The sequence below is a fragment of the Embleya australiensis genome (genome assembly GCF_051903075.1).
GTDB lineage: Bacteria > Actinomycetota > Actinomycetes > Streptomycetales > Streptomycetaceae > Embleya.
Map to the genome: position 1 here is coordinate 164,072 of NZ_CP182424.1, position 18,224 is coordinate 182,295.

21 protein-coding genes are annotated in these 18,224 nt (G+C 69.5%); 18 read left to right on the forward strand and 3 right to left on the reverse strand.

The genetic code is table 11. The features are described from left to right. Window positions 1-75 precede the first annotated feature (75 nt). Both ACMXN5_RS49560 and ACMXN5_RS49565 read right to left on the reverse strand, forming a co-directional pair. Window positions 76-324 carry a DUF397 domain-containing protein gene (locus ACMXN5_RS49560; protein WP_439681605.1) on the reverse strand — a complete coding sequence of 83 codons (249 nt, stop codon included), beginning with the start codon at window positions 322-324 and terminating at the stop codon, window positions 76-78. Beyond that, the gene (locus tag ACMXN5_RS49565; RefSeq protein ID WP_439681606.1) at window positions 321-1,199 is read right to left on the reverse strand and encodes a helix-turn-helix domain-containing protein; all 879 of its coding nucleotides are present in this window, start codon (window positions 1,197-1,199) and stop codon (window positions 321-323) included. The genes ACMXN5_RS49560 and ACMXN5_RS49565 overlap by 4 nt, the downstream gene beginning before the upstream one ends. Before the next feature lie 195 nt (window positions 1,200-1,394). On the opposite strand from ACMXN5_RS49565, the gene ACMXN5_RS49570 reads away from it, so the two are divergent. From ACMXN5_RS49570 to ACMXN5_RS49595, 6 genes are all read left to right on the forward strand, one after another. Next, complete coding sequence (locus tag ACMXN5_RS49570) at window positions 1,395-2,663, forward strand: helix-turn-helix domain-containing protein (RefSeq protein ID WP_439681607.1); 1,269 nt, start codon at window positions 1,395-1,397, stop codon at window positions 2,661-2,663. Next, window positions 2,660-3,157: a GNAT family N-acetyltransferase gene (locus tag ACMXN5_RS49575; protein ID WP_439681608.1), complete on the forward strand. Its 498-nt coding sequence runs from the start codon at window positions 2,660-2,662 to the stop codon at window positions 3,155-3,157. The genes ACMXN5_RS49570 and ACMXN5_RS49575 overlap by 4 nt, the downstream gene beginning before the upstream one ends. Next, window positions 3,157-4,551, forward strand: coding sequence for a Tat pathway signal protein (locus ACMXN5_RS49580; protein WP_439681609.1), 1,395 nt, complete (start codon window positions 3,157-3,159; stop codon window positions 4,549-4,551). The genes ACMXN5_RS49575 and ACMXN5_RS49580 overlap by 1 nt, the downstream gene beginning before the upstream one ends. Before the next feature lie 11 nt (window positions 4,552-4,562). Continuing rightward, window positions 4,563-5,054 (forward strand): SAM-dependent methyltransferase, encoded by a 492-nt coding sequence (locus ACMXN5_RS49585; protein WP_439681610.1) that lies wholly within the window; start codon window positions 4,563-4,565, stop codon window positions 5,052-5,054. A 59-nt stretch (window positions 5,055-5,113) separates the two neighbouring features. Next, entirely contained in the window at window positions 5,114-6,352 is a 1,239-nt protein-coding gene (locus tag ACMXN5_RS49590) for a hypothetical protein (protein ID WP_439681611.1), read from the forward strand. A gap of 182 nt (window positions 6,353-6,534) precedes the next feature. Then, window positions 6,535-7,233: a 2'-5' RNA ligase family protein gene (locus ACMXN5_RS49595; RefSeq protein ID WP_439681612.1), complete on the forward strand. Its 699-nt coding sequence runs from the start codon at window positions 6,535-6,537 to the stop codon at window positions 7,231-7,233. Between the two features lie 124 nt (window positions 7,234-7,357). On the opposite strand, the gene ACMXN5_RS49600 is transcribed toward ACMXN5_RS49595, so the two are convergent. Then, entirely contained in the window at window positions 7,358-8,368 is a 1,011-nt protein-coding gene (locus tag ACMXN5_RS49600) for an aldo/keto reductase (protein ID WP_439681613.1), read from the reverse strand. A gap of 668 nt (window positions 8,369-9,036) precedes the next feature. On the opposite strand from ACMXN5_RS49600, the gene ACMXN5_RS49605 reads away from it, so the two are divergent. The 12 genes from ACMXN5_RS49605 (at window position 9,037) to ACMXN5_RS49660 (ending at window position 18,100) form a co-directional block, all read left to right on the forward strand. Continuing rightward, the gene (locus ACMXN5_RS49605; protein WP_439681614.1) at window positions 9,037-9,714 is read left to right on the forward strand and encodes an ATP-binding protein; all 678 of its coding nucleotides are present in this window, start codon (window positions 9,037-9,039) and stop codon (window positions 9,712-9,714) included. Continuing rightward, window positions 9,711-10,382, forward strand: a complete 672-nt coding sequence (locus tag ACMXN5_RS49610; protein ID WP_439681615.1) for a hypothetical protein — start codon at window positions 9,711-9,713, stop codon at window positions 10,380-10,382. Before ACMXN5_RS49605 ends, ACMXN5_RS49610 begins: the two co-directional genes overlap by 4 nt. A gap of 109 nt (window positions 10,383-10,491) precedes the next feature. Further along, complete coding sequence (locus tag ACMXN5_RS49615) at window positions 10,492-10,698, forward strand: hypothetical protein (protein WP_439681616.1); 207 nt, start codon at window positions 10,492-10,494, stop codon at window positions 10,696-10,698. A gap of 358 nt (window positions 10,699-11,056) precedes the next feature. Next, a complete protein-coding gene (locus ACMXN5_RS49620) occupies window positions 11,057-11,428 on the forward strand; it encodes a hypothetical protein (protein ID WP_439681617.1) in 372 nt (123 codons plus the stop codon). A gap of 136 nt (window positions 11,429-11,564) precedes the next feature. Beyond that, the gene (locus tag ACMXN5_RS49625; protein ID WP_439681618.1) at window positions 11,565-11,813 is read left to right on the forward strand and encodes a hypothetical protein; all 249 of its coding nucleotides are present in this window, start codon (window positions 11,565-11,567) and stop codon (window positions 11,811-11,813) included. A 368-nt stretch (window positions 11,814-12,181) separates the two neighbouring features. After that, window positions 12,182-12,340, forward strand: a complete 159-nt coding sequence (locus tag ACMXN5_RS49630; protein ID WP_439681619.1) for a hypothetical protein — start codon at window positions 12,182-12,184, stop codon at window positions 12,338-12,340. Between the two features lie 124 nt (window positions 12,341-12,464). Next, window positions 12,465-13,193: a hypothetical protein gene (locus tag ACMXN5_RS49635; RefSeq protein ID WP_439681620.1), complete on the forward strand. Its 729-nt coding sequence runs from the start codon at window positions 12,465-12,467 to the stop codon at window positions 13,191-13,193. Window positions 13,194-13,365: 172 nt separating this feature from the next. Then, window positions 13,366-14,238, forward strand: coding sequence for a helix-turn-helix domain-containing protein (locus tag ACMXN5_RS49640; protein WP_439681621.1), 873 nt, complete (start codon window positions 13,366-13,368; stop codon window positions 14,236-14,238). Between the two features lie 267 nt (window positions 14,239-14,505). Continuing rightward, window positions 14,506-15,558: an endonuclease/exonuclease/phosphatase family protein gene (locus tag ACMXN5_RS49645; RefSeq protein ID WP_439681622.1), complete on the forward strand. Its 1,053-nt coding sequence runs from the start codon at window positions 14,506-14,508 to the stop codon at window positions 15,556-15,558. Continuing rightward, window positions 15,555-16,391 carry an SAM-dependent methyltransferase gene (locus tag ACMXN5_RS49650; RefSeq protein WP_439681623.1) on the forward strand — a complete coding sequence of 279 codons (837 nt, stop codon included), beginning with the start codon at window positions 15,555-15,557 and terminating at the stop codon, window positions 16,389-16,391. Before ACMXN5_RS49645 ends, ACMXN5_RS49650 begins: the two co-directional genes overlap by 4 nt. A 200-nt stretch (window positions 16,392-16,591) precedes the next feature. Next, window positions 16,592-17,002, forward strand: coding sequence for an STAS domain-containing protein (locus ACMXN5_RS49655; protein WP_439681624.1), 411 nt, complete (start codon window positions 16,592-16,594; stop codon window positions 17,000-17,002). Window positions 17,003-17,305: 303 nt separating this feature from the next. Then, window positions 17,306-18,100 (forward strand): hypothetical protein, encoded by a 795-nt coding sequence (locus ACMXN5_RS49660; RefSeq protein WP_439681625.1) that lies wholly within the window; start codon window positions 17,306-17,308, stop codon window positions 18,098-18,100. Window positions 18,101-18,224: the final 124 nt, after the last annotated feature.

The following is an 18,224-nucleotide window of genomic DNA, read 5'->3' on the forward strand; positions in this document are numbered from 1 at the left end:
CGTGACCTGCCCGGGGTGAGGCAGTCGCGCTTGCGGTGCGGTCTGCCTCCTCGGGCGTTGGCCACAGGCCGGTTGTCAGATCAAGTGGTCCAGTTCGCCGGCGCGTGCCGCGTCGACCAGGGCCCGGATCTCCTCGCGGGTGTAGACGAGAGGACCCTGGTCCGGGTTCTTGGAGTCGCGCCACACCACGAACTCGCCGCACGAGCCGTACTCGACGCAGTTATCGTTGCCCAGGCTTGCGGACGGCTTGGCCCAGACGACGGATTCGAGGTCGAGCGACGCGGCCGAAGGCTTGGACGCGGAGGTGGGGGCGGGGTTGTTCACGGGGACAGCTCCTTGATCTTCGTTGCGATGTGGGCGCATGTTTCCGCAGGCGGAAGCGCCAAGTCCCAGAGCTGCGCGAAGGCGCTTTCGTAGCTCTTCACCCGCTCGGGGGCCTCGGTGTAGCTGGACTGCGTGAAGTCCTCGTCCCAGGCCAGGCTGGGATAGGGCTCGGCGAAGTCCACGAGCAGAAAGGACCCGTACAGTCCCGGATGGCAACCGACGGCGGTGGGAAGCATACGGAACTCGCAGCCCGGTGCCCCTTCGAGCAGCGATTCGAGTTGACCGCGCACGATCTCCGGCGGTCCCATGGGCCGTGTCAGTGCGCTCTCCTCGATGATCGCGTGGTGGGCGATGCCCGACTCGCGCAGCCGGCGTCGACGGGTGACGCGGACATCGACGAGGGCCTGCACCTGACGTCGGTCCAACTCCGGGCGCAGCGTCCGGATCACGTGTTCCGCGTAGGCGTCGGTCTGAAGCAGCCCCGGGATTACCGCGAGGTCGTAGCCGCGTAGACGCCTGGCGCCGGCCTCGAGGGCGAGCAGGGCCCCGTACTGGGTCTTGCCCACCACGGCGTTGTGTTTTCTCCACCACGGCCGAGTGCGGCTGCGGTCCTCGGAGACCAGAGCCAGGAGGTCCGCGCGGTCGGTGGGACCGGCGTCGTAGGCATCCAGAAGCTTGGCGACGAGTTCCGAGCTGGTGCTGCGAAGACCGCGTTCCACGCGGCTTAGGCTTGAGGGCACGATGCCCGCGTCCCGGGCGGCCTGGTCCTGTTTGATGTCGGCCCGCTCGCGCAACTGCGCCAAGCGAAACCCGAGTTCACGCCGGAACGCCGACGCGGGTACCTCTTTCGGCGTGCTGCCTGAATGAGCGGCCATGGAGATCAGTGTGACGGCTTCTGCCGAGCTCCCACAAGCGAAGCTGGGGCAATGTGTCCAGACGCGTTGCCGGAAATGGCCGAGAACGGCATGCTGATTGTGGTCACCATGTGTACCAGGGGCATAGCGACCTGTGGTTTCGCCCAGGCGGAGCCTCGGCGATTCCGCTGTGCTTCGGCCGAAGGGAGGGAAGCCGTGCGCGAGACACGCTTCCGCCGTGTGATCGTCGAACGCCGGTGGAGCAGCTTCGAGACCTTCGACGTGAAGTTCTCCCTGGCCCGGGACGCGTTGGCCGGAAGGGAACGCGAACCCAGGTTGTGCGAGATCGTGGTTTCACGGCGCACGTTCGAGCGATGGATGGCGGGTGGCGTCAAGACCTTGCCCCAACCGAACACCTGTCGGATCCTCGAACACCTTCTCGGTGTCGCCGCCCAAGACCTGTTCGCGGACGCCGATAGCGGAAAAAGCCTCGCGGACGAACCCGTCGAGGCGGATATCGGAGCACGCAAGCTCCGGCAGGACCTGGAAGGGGCGTTGACCTCCGGACACATGAGCCATGAGGGGCTGGATGCCTGGGAGGAGAGGGTCGCACGACACGGCCGAGAGATGCGCTTCCGGGCCGACCTCGACGTCCAACCCGAACTCCGGCAAGACTTCGCGGAGTTGCTGCTGGCCCTTGATCGCCGTCAGAGCCCTTCGACGACACGCCGGCTGACGAGGATCGCCGCGTGGATGGCCGGATTGATGACTCTGAGCCTCGTCCGGCTGGGCGCGTACGAGCACGCGAGGGCCTGGGCCGGAACCGCCCTGGCCGCCGCCGACGAGACCGACGACGATGCGGTCCGCGCCTGGGTACTGGCGCAGAACGCGTACGGACTCTTCTACTCCGGCGACCTCGCCGGCGCCGCGGACGAGGCACGGCACGCCCGGAAGGCCACCCGAGGAGTCGGTGTGGGAGCGGCACTTGCCGCCCCGCTGGAGGCCCGAGCCTACGCGGCACGCGGCGACCACGAACAGGCCGCGTCCGCGCTCGCCCGAGCGGAGGACGCCCTTGCCGGATTGACCACCGAGCAACTCGTGGACTCCGCTCTGGGATACACGGAGGCCCAGCTGCGCTTTCACCAGGGCAACGCCTGGACACATCTCGGCGTGGTCGAACGTGCGCTGGAGGCCCAGGGCCGGGCTTTGGAACTCTTGCCCGAGGGCGAGTTGCTGGACCGCGCGCTCGTCCGGGTCGACACCGCGATGTGCCTGCAACACGTGGGACGGACCGCCGAGGCGGCGGACGCTCTGGCGACGGTGATCGAGGAACTGCCGCCGAGTCATCGCCCGGGCATCGTGGTGACGCGGGCCCGCGAGGTGGCCGGACTGCTTCCCGATTCGCGCTGTGCTCCGCAGCGCGTGCGCGACGTCCGAGACATCCTCGCCGACCTGCCGCTTTCGGCACCGGGAGCCTCCACGTGACGAGCATCCTCGTTCGCGACACCACCCGGGCCGACGTTGACGTGATCACCGCGCTCGTGGACGAGATCGAGGATCACTACGGCGGAACAGCCGCAGATTGCGCACCCGAGCGGACCGAGCGGCTGTGCGCGCTGTTGTTCGGCGACCATCCGGTCGGGTTCGTAATGTTGGCGATTCACGACGGCGACGTTGCGGGAATGGCCTCGTACTCGTTTCTGTGGCCTGCGGCCGGAGACACCAGCTCGTTGTACCTCAAGGAACTGTACGTGCGTGCGGGCCATCGACGGCGCGGTGTGGCACGCGCCCTGATGAGCCGGATCGAGGAGGTGGCCCGGCATCGGGGGTGTTCCCGGGTGGAGTGGACCACCGAACGGGACAACATCGCCGCCCGGGCGTTCTACGCCTCGCTCGACGCCGCGCAACTCCCCGACAAGGTGCTCTACCGCCGCGACATCGACGCGACGTCGACAAGAGGGATCGAAGGAGACCGGTGATGCGCCCCAATCTTCTCCGCGACCTCGTCCGCGAACGCGGCTGGAATTCGTTCGACACGTTCGACGTCAAGTTCTGCGTCGCGCGTGACGCGCTCGCCGGCCGCGAGCGGGAACCGCGCCTGCACAGGGTCAGTGTGTCTCGGCGCAGCTTCGAACGATGGATGGCCGGCGAGACCGTGCCCCACACCCACGCCCGTCGCGTGTTGGAGTACATGTTCGGCCGCACGGCCGCGGAACTGTTCGGGCCTCCGGGTGAGAGCGACCCGACCGCCTTCCCTTCCCGTCCGGCGCGACACCGTCCTACGGATACGGTGGCCGCGATCAGGGATCTGGGAGAACAGGACTTGGACATGCGTCGCAGGAGTGCCCTTTCGACCGCCGCCTACTCCCTCGCGGCCATTGCGGTACCTGTTGCCCGCGACACGGACAGAAGTCGATCCTCCGGTTCGGGGCAAGAGACCAGGACACGCACGGTGGGCCGACGCGACCTTGACGCGGTGCGCGAGATGGTCGCCATGTTCTCGCGGATAGACCAACGTCGCGGAGGTGGCCACGCACGCGGCTCGGTCGTTCAGTACCTGGTGGCCGACGTGAGTCCCTGTCTCGAAGGACGCTTCGCCGACGACGAGGTCCGGCAGGCGATGTTCTCCTCCGCCGCCGAACTCGCCTATTTATCGGGGTGGATGGCCTTCGACAACGCCGAACACGCCGTCGCGCAAAACTACTTCGACATCGCCGTCAAGCTGGCCGTCGAAGCCGACGACGACCCCATGACCGGCCACGTCCTGCGCGCGATGGCCCACCAGGCCGTCGACCTCGGCCACCGCCGCCACGCCCTCGACCTCGCCGCCGCCTCCGTCGACGGACCCCGCTACGCCCGGGCCGCGCCACGCGAGCGCGCCCTCTTGGGTGTGGTCCACGCCCGGGCCCTGGCCGCCACCGATCAACCCAAGGCAGCGGCCGCGGCCTTGCTGCGCGCGGAGAACGACCTGGACGCCGCCGTCCCCGACGGGGAACCCGACCGCGTGTTCTTCTTCGCCGAAGCCGGCTTGGCCCACGAAACCGCCTGCACGCTGCGTGACATCGGCGACCTCACCGGCGCCGTGCACCAGTTTCGACGCAGTGTCCGCACCCGGAAGGCGACCGCCTTCACGCGCACCCATGCCGTGACGCTCGGATATCTCGGCGCCGTCCAGGCCCGCCGGGACTCCGTCGAGGAGGCGTGTGCCACCTGGTCGCAGGCCCTGGACGCGATGGACGGCCTCCATTCCGCGCGCGCCCGCCGCACGGCCGTTGACATGCGTGGAGCACTGACTCCCCACCGCGGCCGCGGTATGCGGTTCGCGGACGAGGTGGATGCCCGCGCGGCCGCCTACCTGACCCAGACCATCTGAAGGAGTAGTCCATGGAGCAGGAATTCACCGTTGCCCCCGTCGCCCATGTCGTCGGGGGCCGTGTCGAACCTACCGACGACTACTGGGGCGACACCCGAGCCATCGTCCGCATCACGCCCGACTACCCCCGCGACGCCACCGAGGGACTGACCGACTTCTCCCACCTGGAAATCGTCTTCCGCTTCCATCTCACCGACCCCAGCGACCTGCACCCGGGCGCGCGGCGACCCCGCGACAATCCCGACTGGCCCCCGGTGGGGATCTTCGGCCACCGCAACATGCGCCGCCGCAACTGGCTGGGCATTTCCCGCTGCCGACTGCTCTCCGTCGACGGACTGGACCTGCATGTCGAAGGCCTCGACGCCGTCGAAGGCACACCCGTCCTCGACATCAAGCCCTGGTTCGAGGAGATGGGACCCCGCGGGAAGACCCACCAACCCGCCTGGCCGACCGAGATGCTGACCGACTACTACGCCGCTGCGGATTCGGACCGCTCGCCGTGACGAGCACTTCCATCCCGGGTCCGTCGGCCGGTGCGTGACGCACCAGGAAAGGAACAGCCGTGCGCAGCACGCTTTTTCGTGCTCTGGTGCTCGAGCGCGGCTGGAGTCTGTACTCCACCTTCGACGTAAAGTTTGCGCTGGCCCGCGACGCGCTGGCCGCGCGCGAGCGCGAGCCGGCGCTGCATCGGGTGACGGTGTCCAAGCGGACCTTCGAACGATGGTTGGCCGGGGACCTCAGGTCACTGCCCCACGCGCACACACGCCGCGTCCTGGAACACATGCTCGGACGACCGGCGCCCGAACTCTTCGCGCCCACGGCCGACGCCCCGACCACCGCCGGCACCCCCGTTCCCGCTCTGCTGCTCATGGCCACCGCATCCATCGACGACATCGTCCGCCGCTACGAGACACAGGGCCCGCTGCAACTCGTCGGCGAGACCCGACTGCTGCGCCGCATGCTGCGCACGCTCGGACCGGCACGCCTCGAGGCCGATCCCGACCTGGCGCGACTGGCCGCGCGCGCGGCAGGGCTCCTGGCGTACATGGCCGTCAACACCGGCGCCTCGCACGTGGCCGACGCCTTCTGCGCCGAGGCGCTGTCGTTGGCCGAGGGGATCGGGGACACCGAGACCTGCATGTGGGCGTGGGCCACGCGCTCCTTCGGTCTGTACTACTGCGGTCGATACGAGGAGGCGGACGCCGCGGCCGCCGCCGGCGTCGCGTTGTCCCCGGACCACCCGCAGGCGATCCGACTCCTGGTCAACGGCCGCGCCCGGGCCCTGGCCCGCTTGGGGCGCGGCCGCGAAACGGAGGCCGTGATCGGACGCGCGCTCGATCTGTCGGACCGGCAGGCCGCCCTCCCCGGTGGGATCAGTTCGTGCATCGACTTCGCGCCCTACAGCCCGGCCCGCACGCTCGCCAACGCAGTCACCGCGCATCTGTCCCTTGGACACCTGGACAGAGTCCTCGACTATGCCGATCAAATCGACGACCTCGTCACACGATCCGACTCCGACTGGACGAAGGCGCTGGTGAGCCTGGATGTGGCCACCGCGCTGTTGGGCGGACGCCCACCGCAGGTCGAGCACGCCATGGCTTTGGGACGTGCCGCCCTGAGTGCCGCCGGCGCGGCACCGATCAGTTCCGTGTGGCTACGAGCGAACGAGTTGGGCCGACAGGCCGACCGCTGGCACACTGTTTCCGCCGTGCGGGACTACGCCGACGACCTCGCCGCGCGCACGTTTCCGGTCTCCACGCCGTGGTCGGACCGATCCTCACAGGAGACCGGCGGCCGATGAGGGCTACCGGTGACTCGAGACGAGGACTCGTCGCAGGACCCTCGAATTCGTCCCCGGTTCGACGTCGAGAGGCAGTGACGGCGGCGGCCTGCGGGGCCCACCCGCTAGGCTCCTGGCGGGGCGACCGCCGCTCCGGCGTCGGTGTAGCCGTGCTGTTCAGGACGACCGGATCAGGAGCGAGCGTGACGACGAGCCTGCGGTCGGACCCGACGACGTTTCCGGTCGACCCACCCCCGAGCCTGCTCGATGCGAAGGTGATCGCCGAGCACGACTGGGGCGCCTTTCGTGCCGTGTCGACCATGGTCGACCACTGGGACCGTCCCGGATGGAACGGTGGACGTGCCTACTACTGGATGCTCACCTTCGCCCACGAGGAAGCCTTGATCCACGAGGCTCTCACCTGCCAGGCCGTCGTTGCGGACCCGTTCCTGGATCCGGTGCCCTCCGAGGGGCTGCACATCACCTTGAACAAGGTCGCAGACGCGGCGGACACCAACCCAGTCTTCCTGGCGCAGCTCGTCGATCGCGTTCGTGGGCAGACTCCGGACACCTTCGAGTTGTCGGTGGGCCCCCTGGCCGGGTCCCAAGGCTCGCTTCGCTACAGCGTCGCCCCCTGGGGACCGGTGATCGACCTACACGCGGTCCTGGCCGGGGCCGGAGCACCCGCGGGAGGTCCCACCGCGCTTCTGCGCCCCCACCTGGGCATCGCTTACTCGAATCGCGCCCGACCTGCGGCCGAGGTGATCGAGCAGGTGGCGCTCCTGCGCGGGCGGCCGCGCGTCGCGGTGCGCGTCGACGGTGTGGACCTGGTGGAACTCAGGCGTGAACGCGCCGCCTACCGCTGGGACGTGGTCGCACGAGTGCCACTGTGCGGCACGTGAGCCGCAACCCGACACCTTCGGGCGGCGTGCCGTCGTAGACCCCGCCGCGCGCCGTCTACGAGGACGCTTGCGGGTACTCCAGGGTTCGGATCCGGCGCCCGTGGAGGCGAACCGCGCAAGGGAGTCAGGCCATCGGGCCGACGGGAGCCACGGACAACGCGGCTCGCATTTCTCGGTACGTTTCATCGACGAAGTCGGCCTCGGCGTCGTCCAGTTCGCGGACCGCATGATGATTGCCGACGATTTGTTCGGCGGAGGTGAACCCGACCAGGACCGCCGCGTGGTCGGCCTGCTGTAGGCAGTACTGCAGAGCGACGCGGGCCAGATCACCGGGCTTGTCGCCGAAGCGGTCCCGCAACCGGCGCAGGCCCGGCTCCATCGCCGCGAGTCCGGCCGCGGTGAACCATCGCTCATGGCTGCGACTGTCACCGGGACCGAAGGAAGGCGGACGAGCGGGATCGTACTTCCCGGTCAACACGCCTTGGCCCAACGGCTCGTGGAGGAGGAGGCCGACGCCGTGCCGGGCGGTGAAGGCGAATGTATCCTCGCCGTCCACGGAGGTGGCGGGGCACAGGCCGTTGAAACGAAGCGAGACGACGTCCGGCCGGATGACCCGAAACAGACGTGCGAATCGCAGGCCGGCGGCGTGCGGGTTCGGGGCGAAGGGATCGGGGCCGCGCATGGCGATCGCTCGCACGTGGCCGTCCTCGCGCAGCGCGCGCATCTGCGCGAGGCTCTCGCCCAAGTGGTCGTCGTCGATCCCGAAATTGTCGTGATCGAAACAGTAGACGTCGAGGTAGTCGGTCCGTAGGTTCTCCAAGGTCTGCTCGAACTGTCGTCGCACTACGGTGCCGGCGAAGCCGTGCACGGATGAACCGCGTACCCAGCCGACCCGGCCGATGATTCTCAGATCCTCCCGCCGATACTCGCGAACAACCTTCCCGAGCAGGCGCTCCGCGTGCCCGTACCCGAATACGTCCCCCACGTCGAACAAGTTCGCGCCGCGCTCGATCGCCGCGTGCAGACCCTCGATCGAACGTGAGGAGTCGACCTGCGCCCAACCCAGAGCCCGGTGGTCGACGGCGGCGGGCCCGCCGATGGCGCGACAACCCACCGCCAACGGCCAGGCGGACATGGCGGACGACAGGTGCCGAGCCGCGCTCGCCGAAAGCCGCGGGCGGCATACGCGATCCGCAGGGCGAACCCGTCCCGGGGCCGTCCACGGCTCCGGTGGGTTCTCGGACATCGTCGACAACGTTGTTCTCCCTCACGTCGTGCGCCACCGGCGACGCCACGCCGGAATCTGTGCGAGGCGTCGGGGCACACGTTCACCTTGGCGACGGCAAGGGCCACTCCTCCACGCGAGGGGACCGCCATCTTGCCGTCATCATCACGCGAAGACGCCAGCGGATATGACAACTGAGAGTGACACACCTCAACATCATGCCCGCTATGGGAGTTAAGTCTGGTGAGATTTGTGGTCATCTCGCTCTTTCGGGTAGCCCGCACCACAGGCGAGATGGCGGCGAGATGGCGGTGCCACGACGTGGAGCCCCGGACCTGGAACCGCAATTGTGGAGGTGTGCGGATCACCGACGCCTCGCTTTCGGCGGCCGGCGGGGGACCGTCCCGGGTTCGTTCACGCATCCGATCGCGACAACCCTCCGCGCACCAACCCGGCCGCCCGCGCGGTCGATGGAGTTGCAGTGTTCGCCACCGCCGTTCAACGCCCGACCCGACCCCACCCCCCACACCGCCCGCGACAGAGGCGGACGAACGCGGCCCCGAGGAGGTCGAATTGCCGTGTCCGATAGCCCTTTCGACACCACGAACTGGACCCGAGACATGGCCACCTTCGAAGACGTGCCGAGCCTGCGTCACGAACTGGTGTCCTGGCTGGCCGGATTGGGAGTGGACGCCGACACCCGGTACGCCGTGGGCCTGGCGGCCGGCGAGATCCTGGCCAACGCACTCAAGCACGGCGGCGTCGAAGGCGGCCGCCTCCGCCTGAGTGCGTACCGCGTCGGCTCGCAGGTGCGCTTCCAGGTCTGGGACAACACTACGACCGAGCCTCGTGTGCTTGATGCCGGCGACGGATGGGAATCCGGCCGGGGCATGGGCATGGTGGACGCGCTCGAGGGCGCCTGGGGCGCGCAACAGGACGGCGTCGGCAAGGCCGTCTACTGGCAGACCGCGGACTACGCCCGCACCGAACGCCTGGCGCTGCGCCGGAGCGTCCGCACCCCGGAGACGCAGGCCAGCGTCGAGAGTTCGACGCGCCCCGGCTCGGGTCCGTCCGGATCCGTCGACTTCCGGCTCGCGCCTCCTTGGACGAAGGGTGGCCGGGAGGGCGGGCGCGGCGTGGCCGGTCCGTGTCGGCAGACCGCCGTGCGAGCGGGCCGCGTCGGTGCAGCGGCGGGTCCGGCGAGCACCGGACGCCACTGGTCCGTCCGTCTTCCTGTCCTGGAGCGCTCGACATGATCGTCTCGGCCCCGTTCATACCCGCCTCTCCGGTTGTCGCGCGGATGGTGGCGATCGAAGGCCCGCGTGGCGTCGGCAAGACGACGATCGCCACCCACCTGCGCGTGGTGCTGGGCTGCGGCGGGTTCACCGCCGACCCCGACCCGATCCCGGAATCGGGTTCCCCAACCGGTGGCTGGCGGGGCGCCTTCGAGGCGCGGGTGCGTCGGCTGCGGTTGGCGTCGGACATGTGCGACCGACCGGAGAACGCCCCCGTGTTCGTCGTCGACGGCTACATCCGCACGGCCTGCTCGACCCACGCCGACCAGCATGATCGGCCGACGTGCAGTGTCGAGCGTCTCCTGATCGACCACCGCCCGTTGCTGCGGACGCCGCTCACCATCTGCCTTACGGCGAGCGTCGAGACCCTGGCCCGGAGGCTGCGCGAGAAGGAGCTCGCTGGACCGGAGGATCTGACGCTGGCCGCCGACCCGGACCGGCTGGGTCGCATGGTCGAGTACCACGGCCCGTACGGACCAAGCCCGGCTCCGGGCACGGTCGTCCACACCGAGGACAGGACGCCCGACGAGGTGCTGAAAGAGGTCCTGACGGTACTCGCACGCCACCGCGTACTTACGCGCGCCGCGGCGCCCGACGACGTCCCTGCGCCTTTGCCCAGCCTGGTGTGAGGGGGCGCGACCGATGAGGGCCGCGTTTCGAGACGGAGCTTCGCTCCCAGGTGCCCAACGATTCCTCCGGTCGCACATCGCCGGCCCCGTGGACAGGAAACCCGAAAGCATGAGCAGCAATGCCACCGGAGAGGCGAGTCGATTGGTTGCCCGCTTGGTGTACGGCCCGAAGGATGTCGCGCGCTCGCACGGATCCGAAGAACTGAGTCCGCAAGCAGTGGCGGACCTCCTCGGTGGCTTGAAGGAGCGATCGGACGTGAGCCCGGCCGAGCCCGTGCGTCACGAGGTCGTCGGGGCACGGGAGACGCCCGACTGACGAACGCGATTGGACTGCCCCGAACCACGGTGGCGAGAACCACTTCTCGGTTGTCCCACCGATCGGACACCCCGACGTGAGCTGCTCCCTCAAGGACCGGGCCTTGAGGTCGAGCCGCTTCGGCGGGGCAACCGGGCTCGTCAACGACGACGGGCCCATGCGGTGGTGGCGCCGCGGCGAATCGGCGCCCCGGTGCCACCACCGTCCCAACAGACCGACTCGGGAACCAATGGCCTCGGCCTGGTTCGCCTGGAGCGGCGACTCGAAAGGATTGGAAGGTGCGGGGCAACAGAAACGGGACGCACAACGTGCCTCACGAGGCGATCGCTGCGCGGACCGTGGGTACCGAGGTGGTTTCGTGACGACCGCGAACGACGTGACCGCGTTGTTGACGGCTCCCGCTTGCGACCCGGGCGCTCGGGTGTCGGTGACTGTCCGGGTCGGCGGCACCGGAGCGGTGGTGATGACCCGTGAGGAGACTCCGCCGGGGGACACGGTGGGCCGCGTGCGGCTGGTACTACTCGACACCCCGAACGAATGCGCCGTGGCCGTCGTGGCGTGCGACGACGCGCAGATGGGCGATCTCGGAGAAGCCCTGTGGAACCTCGCCCGGGAACGCTTCGGTCTCGACTCGCGCACGTTCGACGCTCTAGTGGCGGACGTGACCGGCGACGACTATGCAGTTGCGGACACCGCTCCCGAACCGTGTACATCGGGAACCGGCGCGTGACGAGCTGCCACGCCATCCGGCGCGATTGCAGCCGTCCGCCAGCCACACATCAACACGATCTCGTTCGCGTCAACCGTTTCGACTGCCCGGGGGCCCTGCCGTGTCTCATCTCCTTGTACCCGAACGCTGCGTCGCCGTGGGCACGACCCACGGGGGCGTCGTCCGCTTTGTCGTCCACGGCGTGCCCGGACAGGCGCCCCGGATCGTGTTCGACCTGAGCGCCTACGCCACGGCGGCGGTGATGCGGCGCGTGTCACTGGTGCAGGAACGCGCCTCGAATCCCCGGGATTTCGTGCCCCTGGTCCTGGACCCGATGAACCCGATCCCGGACCCCTTGCTGTTCCCCACGACCGCGCCGACGGGCCACACACGCGGTGGAGCGTGAGCGTAGTGCCGGGACGGCTGCCAAGGCGGACCAGGAACTGCCGGGTGGCGGCCGCAGCCCCGGCCCATTCGAACTTCCGACCTTCGACCGTCGACGTACGCGAGAGGATGCCTTCTCCCCTTGGGCGCGCTCGCGGGGCGTCGACGAGGTGGGCGCGCCAGCTCTCCATGGCGCCGGTTGCTCACCTCCGCGCGGGTACGGTGCCCGGGGCGCCGCGCTCCTCGCGGCAGGGCCGGCATGCGCGTGGCGACCATCGTGGAGGGCGCTCCACGATGGCCATGGACCCCTTGTGGGACCGGCACGGTGGCATCGTCGTCGACGTGAGTTTGCCTATGTCGTCTCCCCCCGGCGACCGCACGCTGACCCCCTTGCGCGCTCTGAGGCACATCGGCCTGCGGCCGGGCGATGCCCTGATCCTCGCCTCCGACGTGCCGCGTGGCTTCTCCAACAACGCCGGTGAACGACCCCTGCACGTCCTACACCTGGGCTACCGACACCTCCGTCCCATCGCCCCCGCCGGACCGTAGGACAACCGCACTCCGTGGGTGCCTACCGCTCGACCGAGGCAGGAACGTCCCGTTCGCCCGAGCCACCCAACCTCGGGCCGTCCGCCGATCATCCCGTCTGTCACCACTCGCCCCAGGAGGGTTCGTGCATACGCCCGACTCGCCCGTCGCCCGTTCCCGGCGAGCGCCCGACTCGGCCCGGACGGCCGCCGACCCGGACGGCGACCGGACTCGTGTGTTGTGGACCGGGCGGGTCCTGCCCTGTCCTCGGCCGCGGGTCGGGGCGCCCGTGATCCTGGTCGAAGGCCCATTCGGCGTCGACACGGACGCGATCGCCCGGGCCCTGCGCTCGCGCACGGGCGGCGTCGTCCGGCCAGGAGCGCAGCCGCCCGCCCACACACCCGACGACTCCCGGCGGGGACTGCCCGCCCGGGCCGTGGAACTCAACGCGCGGATGCGGGCGGCTCGTACACAGGCGGACGCCGGCACCACGATCATCCTCATCCACGGCGTGCTCGCGCTGGCGGTGGACCACGCGGCCGGGAGCCGGCGCGCTCGGCGCCCCAGCCTCGCCGACACGCTGCGCCGGTTGCGCGCCGACGCACTCGTCCCGGACATCACCATCCACTTGGACATCGCCGCCCGCCGGCTGCGCGAGTGCTCGGCCGCAGTCGACGACCCCACGCTCACCGCCCATCCCGAGGCTGCGGATCGGATCGTGCGTGCACATCGCCTGTGGCGGGCCCGCGACGCCCAGGCCGTCGCGGTTCTGTCCCTGCACGACGCGTCCGACGTCGTCGTCGACCGCCTGATCGACGACCTCCTCAACGAGCATGACCTCGCCGTCCCGAGCTGCGCTGGCGCAACCCCTTGATGAACACCGGCGACGCGCTCGCGCGAACACGCACTCAGGCATCGACTCCCGGCTCCCAGACCGACGAGTGGACCCCGGCCGCACCCTCCCGGCCTCGGAACCCGCAAGAACGCGACCTCACCGACCCCCACAGCGCGATCCCACAAGGCACGCACGTCGGTTCGAGGCTGTCGTGACCGCCCCGACACGGCCGTCACCGGCCGCAGTGGTGCTGGGTGCCGTCCTGCGGGCGCTGCGCGTCGAAAGCGGGATGAAGCAACAGGACGCCGCTCACGTCATCCGCGGATCCGCAGCCAAGATCAGCCGGCTCGAACGCGGCGAAAGCCCACCACGCTCAAAGGACGTCGAGGACCTCGTCCGCGCCTATCGCGTCCACGACCCTGCGGCCGTCGTCGTCGTGGGGAAGCTGCTCGACGAGTCCCGCCCCTGCCCATGGCCCGGCCGATACGCCGACATCCTGCCCGGATGGCGCGAACGCCTGACCGCCGTCGAAATCCTCGCCGACCACATTCGCGTGTACGCCGCGCACACCGTTCCCGCGCTCCTGCGCACGCCGGCCTACGAGCGGGCACTGAGCACCCATCCCCCACACCCCGAACGCCACGAGCCGGATCCGCTGGCACTGCGTGTCCCGCCGCGACACGCCATTCTCGACCGGGAGCCGGACATCGTGCTGACCGCCCTCATCGACGAGCGAGTCCTCGACGGTGTCGTCGGCGACGCCACGGTCGTGGCGCACCAACTGCGATCCCTCTCCACCGCCACCCACCGTCCACGTACGCACATACGCACCGTGCCTCACTTGCTGCCCCCGGCTCCGACGTCGTCGTTCGCGTACCTGCATTTTCCCACTGGATCCGATCTGACCTGCCTCGAACACGAGTGGGGAGCGGTCTACCTCGACGACACCGAGCCGCACCGCCACATCCTGGACGGCCTCGCCCTCACCGCACACGGACACAGCGATACCCGCCGCCGCCTGGCCGCTGGCCACCGCGACAGCACCGTCCGCACCCTTGGCGGCGCCCGACCCGTACGCCGCTGACCCGACACCCTGGCGCGCCGCCGCGCCGTCAGCGGCGAGCGACGCCGGGCCCGAACACCCGCGACCGAACCGGACTCGACCGGAGGCCCCCCGTTGCCCCCGTACCCCCCACCGCGCCCCTGCGGCGGTCCCGCCGAGAAACAGGCCCCGAACGGCTTCGCCCTGGTCGACAGACCACTGCCCGGGATCCGTGACTTGGTTTACGCGTTCGCCCCGGCCCTCCCGCGTCGCCCGGGACATCAACGGTTCCTCACGTGCATCACCGCAGTGCGCCCGCGCTCGCGTCCCAAGCCCGCCAGCGCTGGAAGGCCTGCCAACGGCACGACATTCGGAAGGTCGGCCCCACGCACCGTAATCCCGGACCCCGCCGACCCGCGTGTTCCAGGCACCGCAACCGTCACGCCCGACACCAGACGGTCCGACGCCACGACCACGCGCAGGCGCCAGGAACGCACCACCGTTGCCGGTGCCCCGTCCACGGACGGTCTGATCTACGCCACCTACAACATTTTGGACGGCGCGTGGGACCCGGGCCGATACGCCGACGTCCTGGCTGTCCTCCACGATCTCGACGCCGACGTCATCGGACTCCAGGAAGCCAAGTCGTGGGACGCCGACGGCTTCGCCCGCGTCTGCGACACCGCCGAACTCCTCGGCATGCACGCCCTGTTCGCACCGTCGGCCAGCCACGACTGCCACCTGATCATCTTCTACCGCACGAACCGACTACGGCTGACGTCCTGGACAGCGGACGCCGCCTGCGGCAAGTTCCACCACACACTGCAACGCGCCACCTTCGTGATCCGTGCGAGCGGCGAGAGCCTCACCGTCCTCAACACACACCTCGACCCGTTCTCCCCGGACGGACGCGCCAAGGAAGCAGCGTGGCTCACCGGCTATGCCCAGGCAGGGACGGCGTGCGTCCTGCTCGGCGACCTCAACACGATCGGCGCCCACGACGACGAACCGAACTGGGACGAGTTCCCGCGACACCTGCACTCAAGACACCGCATCGACCTCCCCGGCGGCGGCTTCGGCGACGCAGACCGACGCGCGATCCGCAAACTCCACGACGCCGGGTTCGTCGACCCCTACCGAAGGCTGAACACCCTTCCACCGCCCACCGTCGGCCACTGGGACGACCGCGAACCCGACCTCCACCGCAGCGACCACACCCTGGTGTCCTCCTTCCTGGCGCCCCGCATCCGCGACTGCGGTGTCGTGACCACCGAACGCGCCAAGCGCGCCTCGGACCACCTGCCGGCGTGGATACGCGTCGCCGACCGCGCCCCAACCCCGGCCACAGGCGCCGCCCCGTGAACACCCCGCCCGCCCAACCCCGGGACAACCCGGCGATGTTGCGGCACGGCATCGACCGACACACCGCGACCGATGCGCGCGTATGGGACTGGCTACTCGGCGGCATCGACCACTACGCAGCCGACCGGCGCGCCGCCGACGCGCTGCTCGAACTCGCCCCCAACGCCCACGTCGTCGCCCTCCAACACCGCGCGTTCCGGGCCCGTGCCGTCCGCACGCTGGTCGACGAACACAACATCGACCAATTCCTCGACCTCGGCGGAGGAATCCCCGACCCACTCGACCCCCGCACGATCGCCGACCACCTGCCCTCCACGAGCCGCTACCTGCACGTGGACCACGACCCCCACGCACACGCCCACGCCCGCACCCTCCTCGACGAGGACACACACACCGACGCACTCCACGCGGACATGACCGACCTCCACACCGTCCTCGACCACCCCGCCGCCCGCCGCGTCCTCGCCGCCGACCGACCCACCGGCGTCCTGCTCACCGCCGCACTGCACGGCCTGACCGACGACACCGACGTCACCACGCTCCTGCGCCGCCTGCACGAACGACTCGCCCCACACAGCCTGATCGTCCTCAGCCACCTCGTCGCCGACGACGACCACGACCGCACCCTCCTCACCGACCACATGCGCCAAGCCACCGACGACCGCTGGGGACGCGTACGCACCCGCGCCGAAATCGATGCGTTCCTGGACGGATACGCCCTCCTCGATCCCGGCCTGGTTGACGTCGCCCAATGGCGCCCCGACCCTGACCGCGGATTCCTGCGCAACACCCACGAGTGCGTCATGTACGGCGGCATCGCCCGCCTGAGCTGACCATCCAGCAGGCGCCTCGGACAACCACGCCCTCGTAGCCGTCTCGCGCTACCACCACATCCGTGCCGGCAAAGAATGCCCACGCACCTGCACGGGCCCGCACACACCTCGCCCGAGCCGCCGCCCTCGACCGGCGGCGCGACCGATCACCGAACCAGCGAGACACCCGACCGCCAGCCTCGAACCCAGGAGATCGCATCGTGGAACCGGACACCAGGACGTGGACTAGTCATTGGGGCCACGGCGTCGTCACCATGACCGTCCGTCGGCACGACGACCACACCATCGTCGAGGTGAGCGGCGACCTGGACCCCTACCAGGAATGCACCCTGACCGAGGAACTCACGAGGCTGACCGCAGAGGGGTATGGCGACCTGATTGTCGACCTGACGTGCGTCGACTTCCTGGACCCTGTTTCGATGGGGGGCCTGTGCCGCGTGCAAGGGCACCTGCAATCGCAGGGGCGAGCGCTGCGGGTCGTCACCCGCGAGGGCGGGCTCGTTCTCAAGATCCTCCGCGACACGGGCATGTCCAAAGCATTCGACATCCACACCGACGGTGCCGCAGCCCTGACGGTGGCGCCCCGCGGCGGATCCCATGTTCGCGCGTAGGAAACCGAGCGACGACGCACGGACCGCTTGCCCAACCGGGAACGGCTCCGGCGTCGCTCGGCACCACCCGGGCTCGAGGCAGTCGGCCGCCCGCGCATCTACCTACTTGGATGCCCACTCCGCGAACCGGCCCTACCTGGATTGGGCGCGGTGACGGAACACACCCCTGGTTGCACAAGCACACGCCGCCGTCCTTCGAGCCGACGACGATCGCGCACCTGACGAGCTCAATTGCCCTTACCCAAACCATCGAGACCGGGCCACTCCCGACGGAGAACAATCGTGAACCAGCCCACTGGGTCAATGCCACCCGCGCAACGAACACCCGCGGCCGACCGCTCCACGATCGGCGACGCGTCCTACTCGGACCGGTTCCTCGAACACGCCGACCTCAAGGCGATGACCCCGCTCCACGTCGGACCCGACCGAGCACGACTCCTTCTGTTGCTGGCTCCCGAGCGGCCCCCTGCTCCGGGCGACCAAGTCCTCGCCGATACGCCGTGGGGCACGGTCACCTGGCGAGCCTCCGACGGCGACATGGCCGGTACGGCGCACACCGCCGCGCGACGTGACGATGTCATCACCGTCGTCTGTCTGAGCAGCCGTGGAACCCGAGCCGGCGTCGTTGGTCTCGCGCTCTGCGCGGGTCACCGGTTGGCCTACGACGCGCACCGCGCCGAATGCGAACCTTATGTCCCGATCATGGGAGTGGTCCCGTCCACCGACGAGCACCCCGTCTCCCACCTGCCGCACTTCCTTACCGTACGTTCCCCAACCGACTCCCTGACCGACCACGTCGTGTGGCGCACGATGACCGACGAGCAGCGAGAAAGGGAGTTCGGAGCGGCTCGGTCCGGTCCGCTCACCCGCGTGCTCGCCGAGATGGCCAAGACATTGCCCTGGGCCCGGGCACTCGCCCGCGAGCGCCGCCTCGACAGGTACAGCAGTCACGCCGAGCAGGTCTACGCACACCTCGCCGGCGCCGCCCTCAACGTCCGTCACGTGCTGGAACGACCCCAGCTGTACGCGGCCGTGTGCGCAGACCTGGACCTCGCCGCCCCGCCGATGCCGACACGCATGTTCGACACGGGTCCCTAAAGCCATCACTGTTCACGGGACGACGCGGCACTCCACCTTCTCCTGCCGACGCTCGGACGGAGAGCGGGCATACGCGCCGAACATGCAGACAGAATTGGGCATTTGCGGTTTTCACTCCACCCTG

Coding starts and splice junctions, on each gene's coding strand:
- ACMXN5_RS49565 (WP_439681606.1), bottom strand. CDS start 1,199: ATGGCCGCTCATTCAGGCAGCACGCCGAAAGAGGTACCCGCGTCGGCG.
- ACMXN5_RS49580 (WP_439681609.1), top strand. CDS start 3,157: ATGCGCCCCAATCTTCTCCGCGACCTCGTCCGCGAACGCGGCTGGAAT.
- ACMXN5_RS49585 (WP_439681610.1), top strand. CDS start 4,563: ATGGAGCAGGAATTCACCGTTGCCCCCGTCGCCCATGTCGTCGGGGGC.
- ACMXN5_RS49600 (WP_439681613.1), bottom strand. CDS start 8,368: ATGTCCGCCTGGCCGTTGGCGGTGGGTTGTCGCGCCATCGGCGGGCCC.
- ACMXN5_RS49610 (WP_439681615.1), top strand. CDS start 9,711: ATGATCGTCTCGGCCCCGTTCATACCCGCCTCTCCGGTTGTCGCGCGG.
- ACMXN5_RS49615 (WP_439681616.1), top strand. CDS start 10,492: ATGAGCAGCAATGCCACCGGAGAGGCGAGTCGATTGGTTGCCCGCTTG.
- ACMXN5_RS49660 (WP_439681625.1), top strand. CDS start 17,306: ATGCCACCCGCGCAACGAACACCCGCGGCCGACCGCTCCACGATCGGC.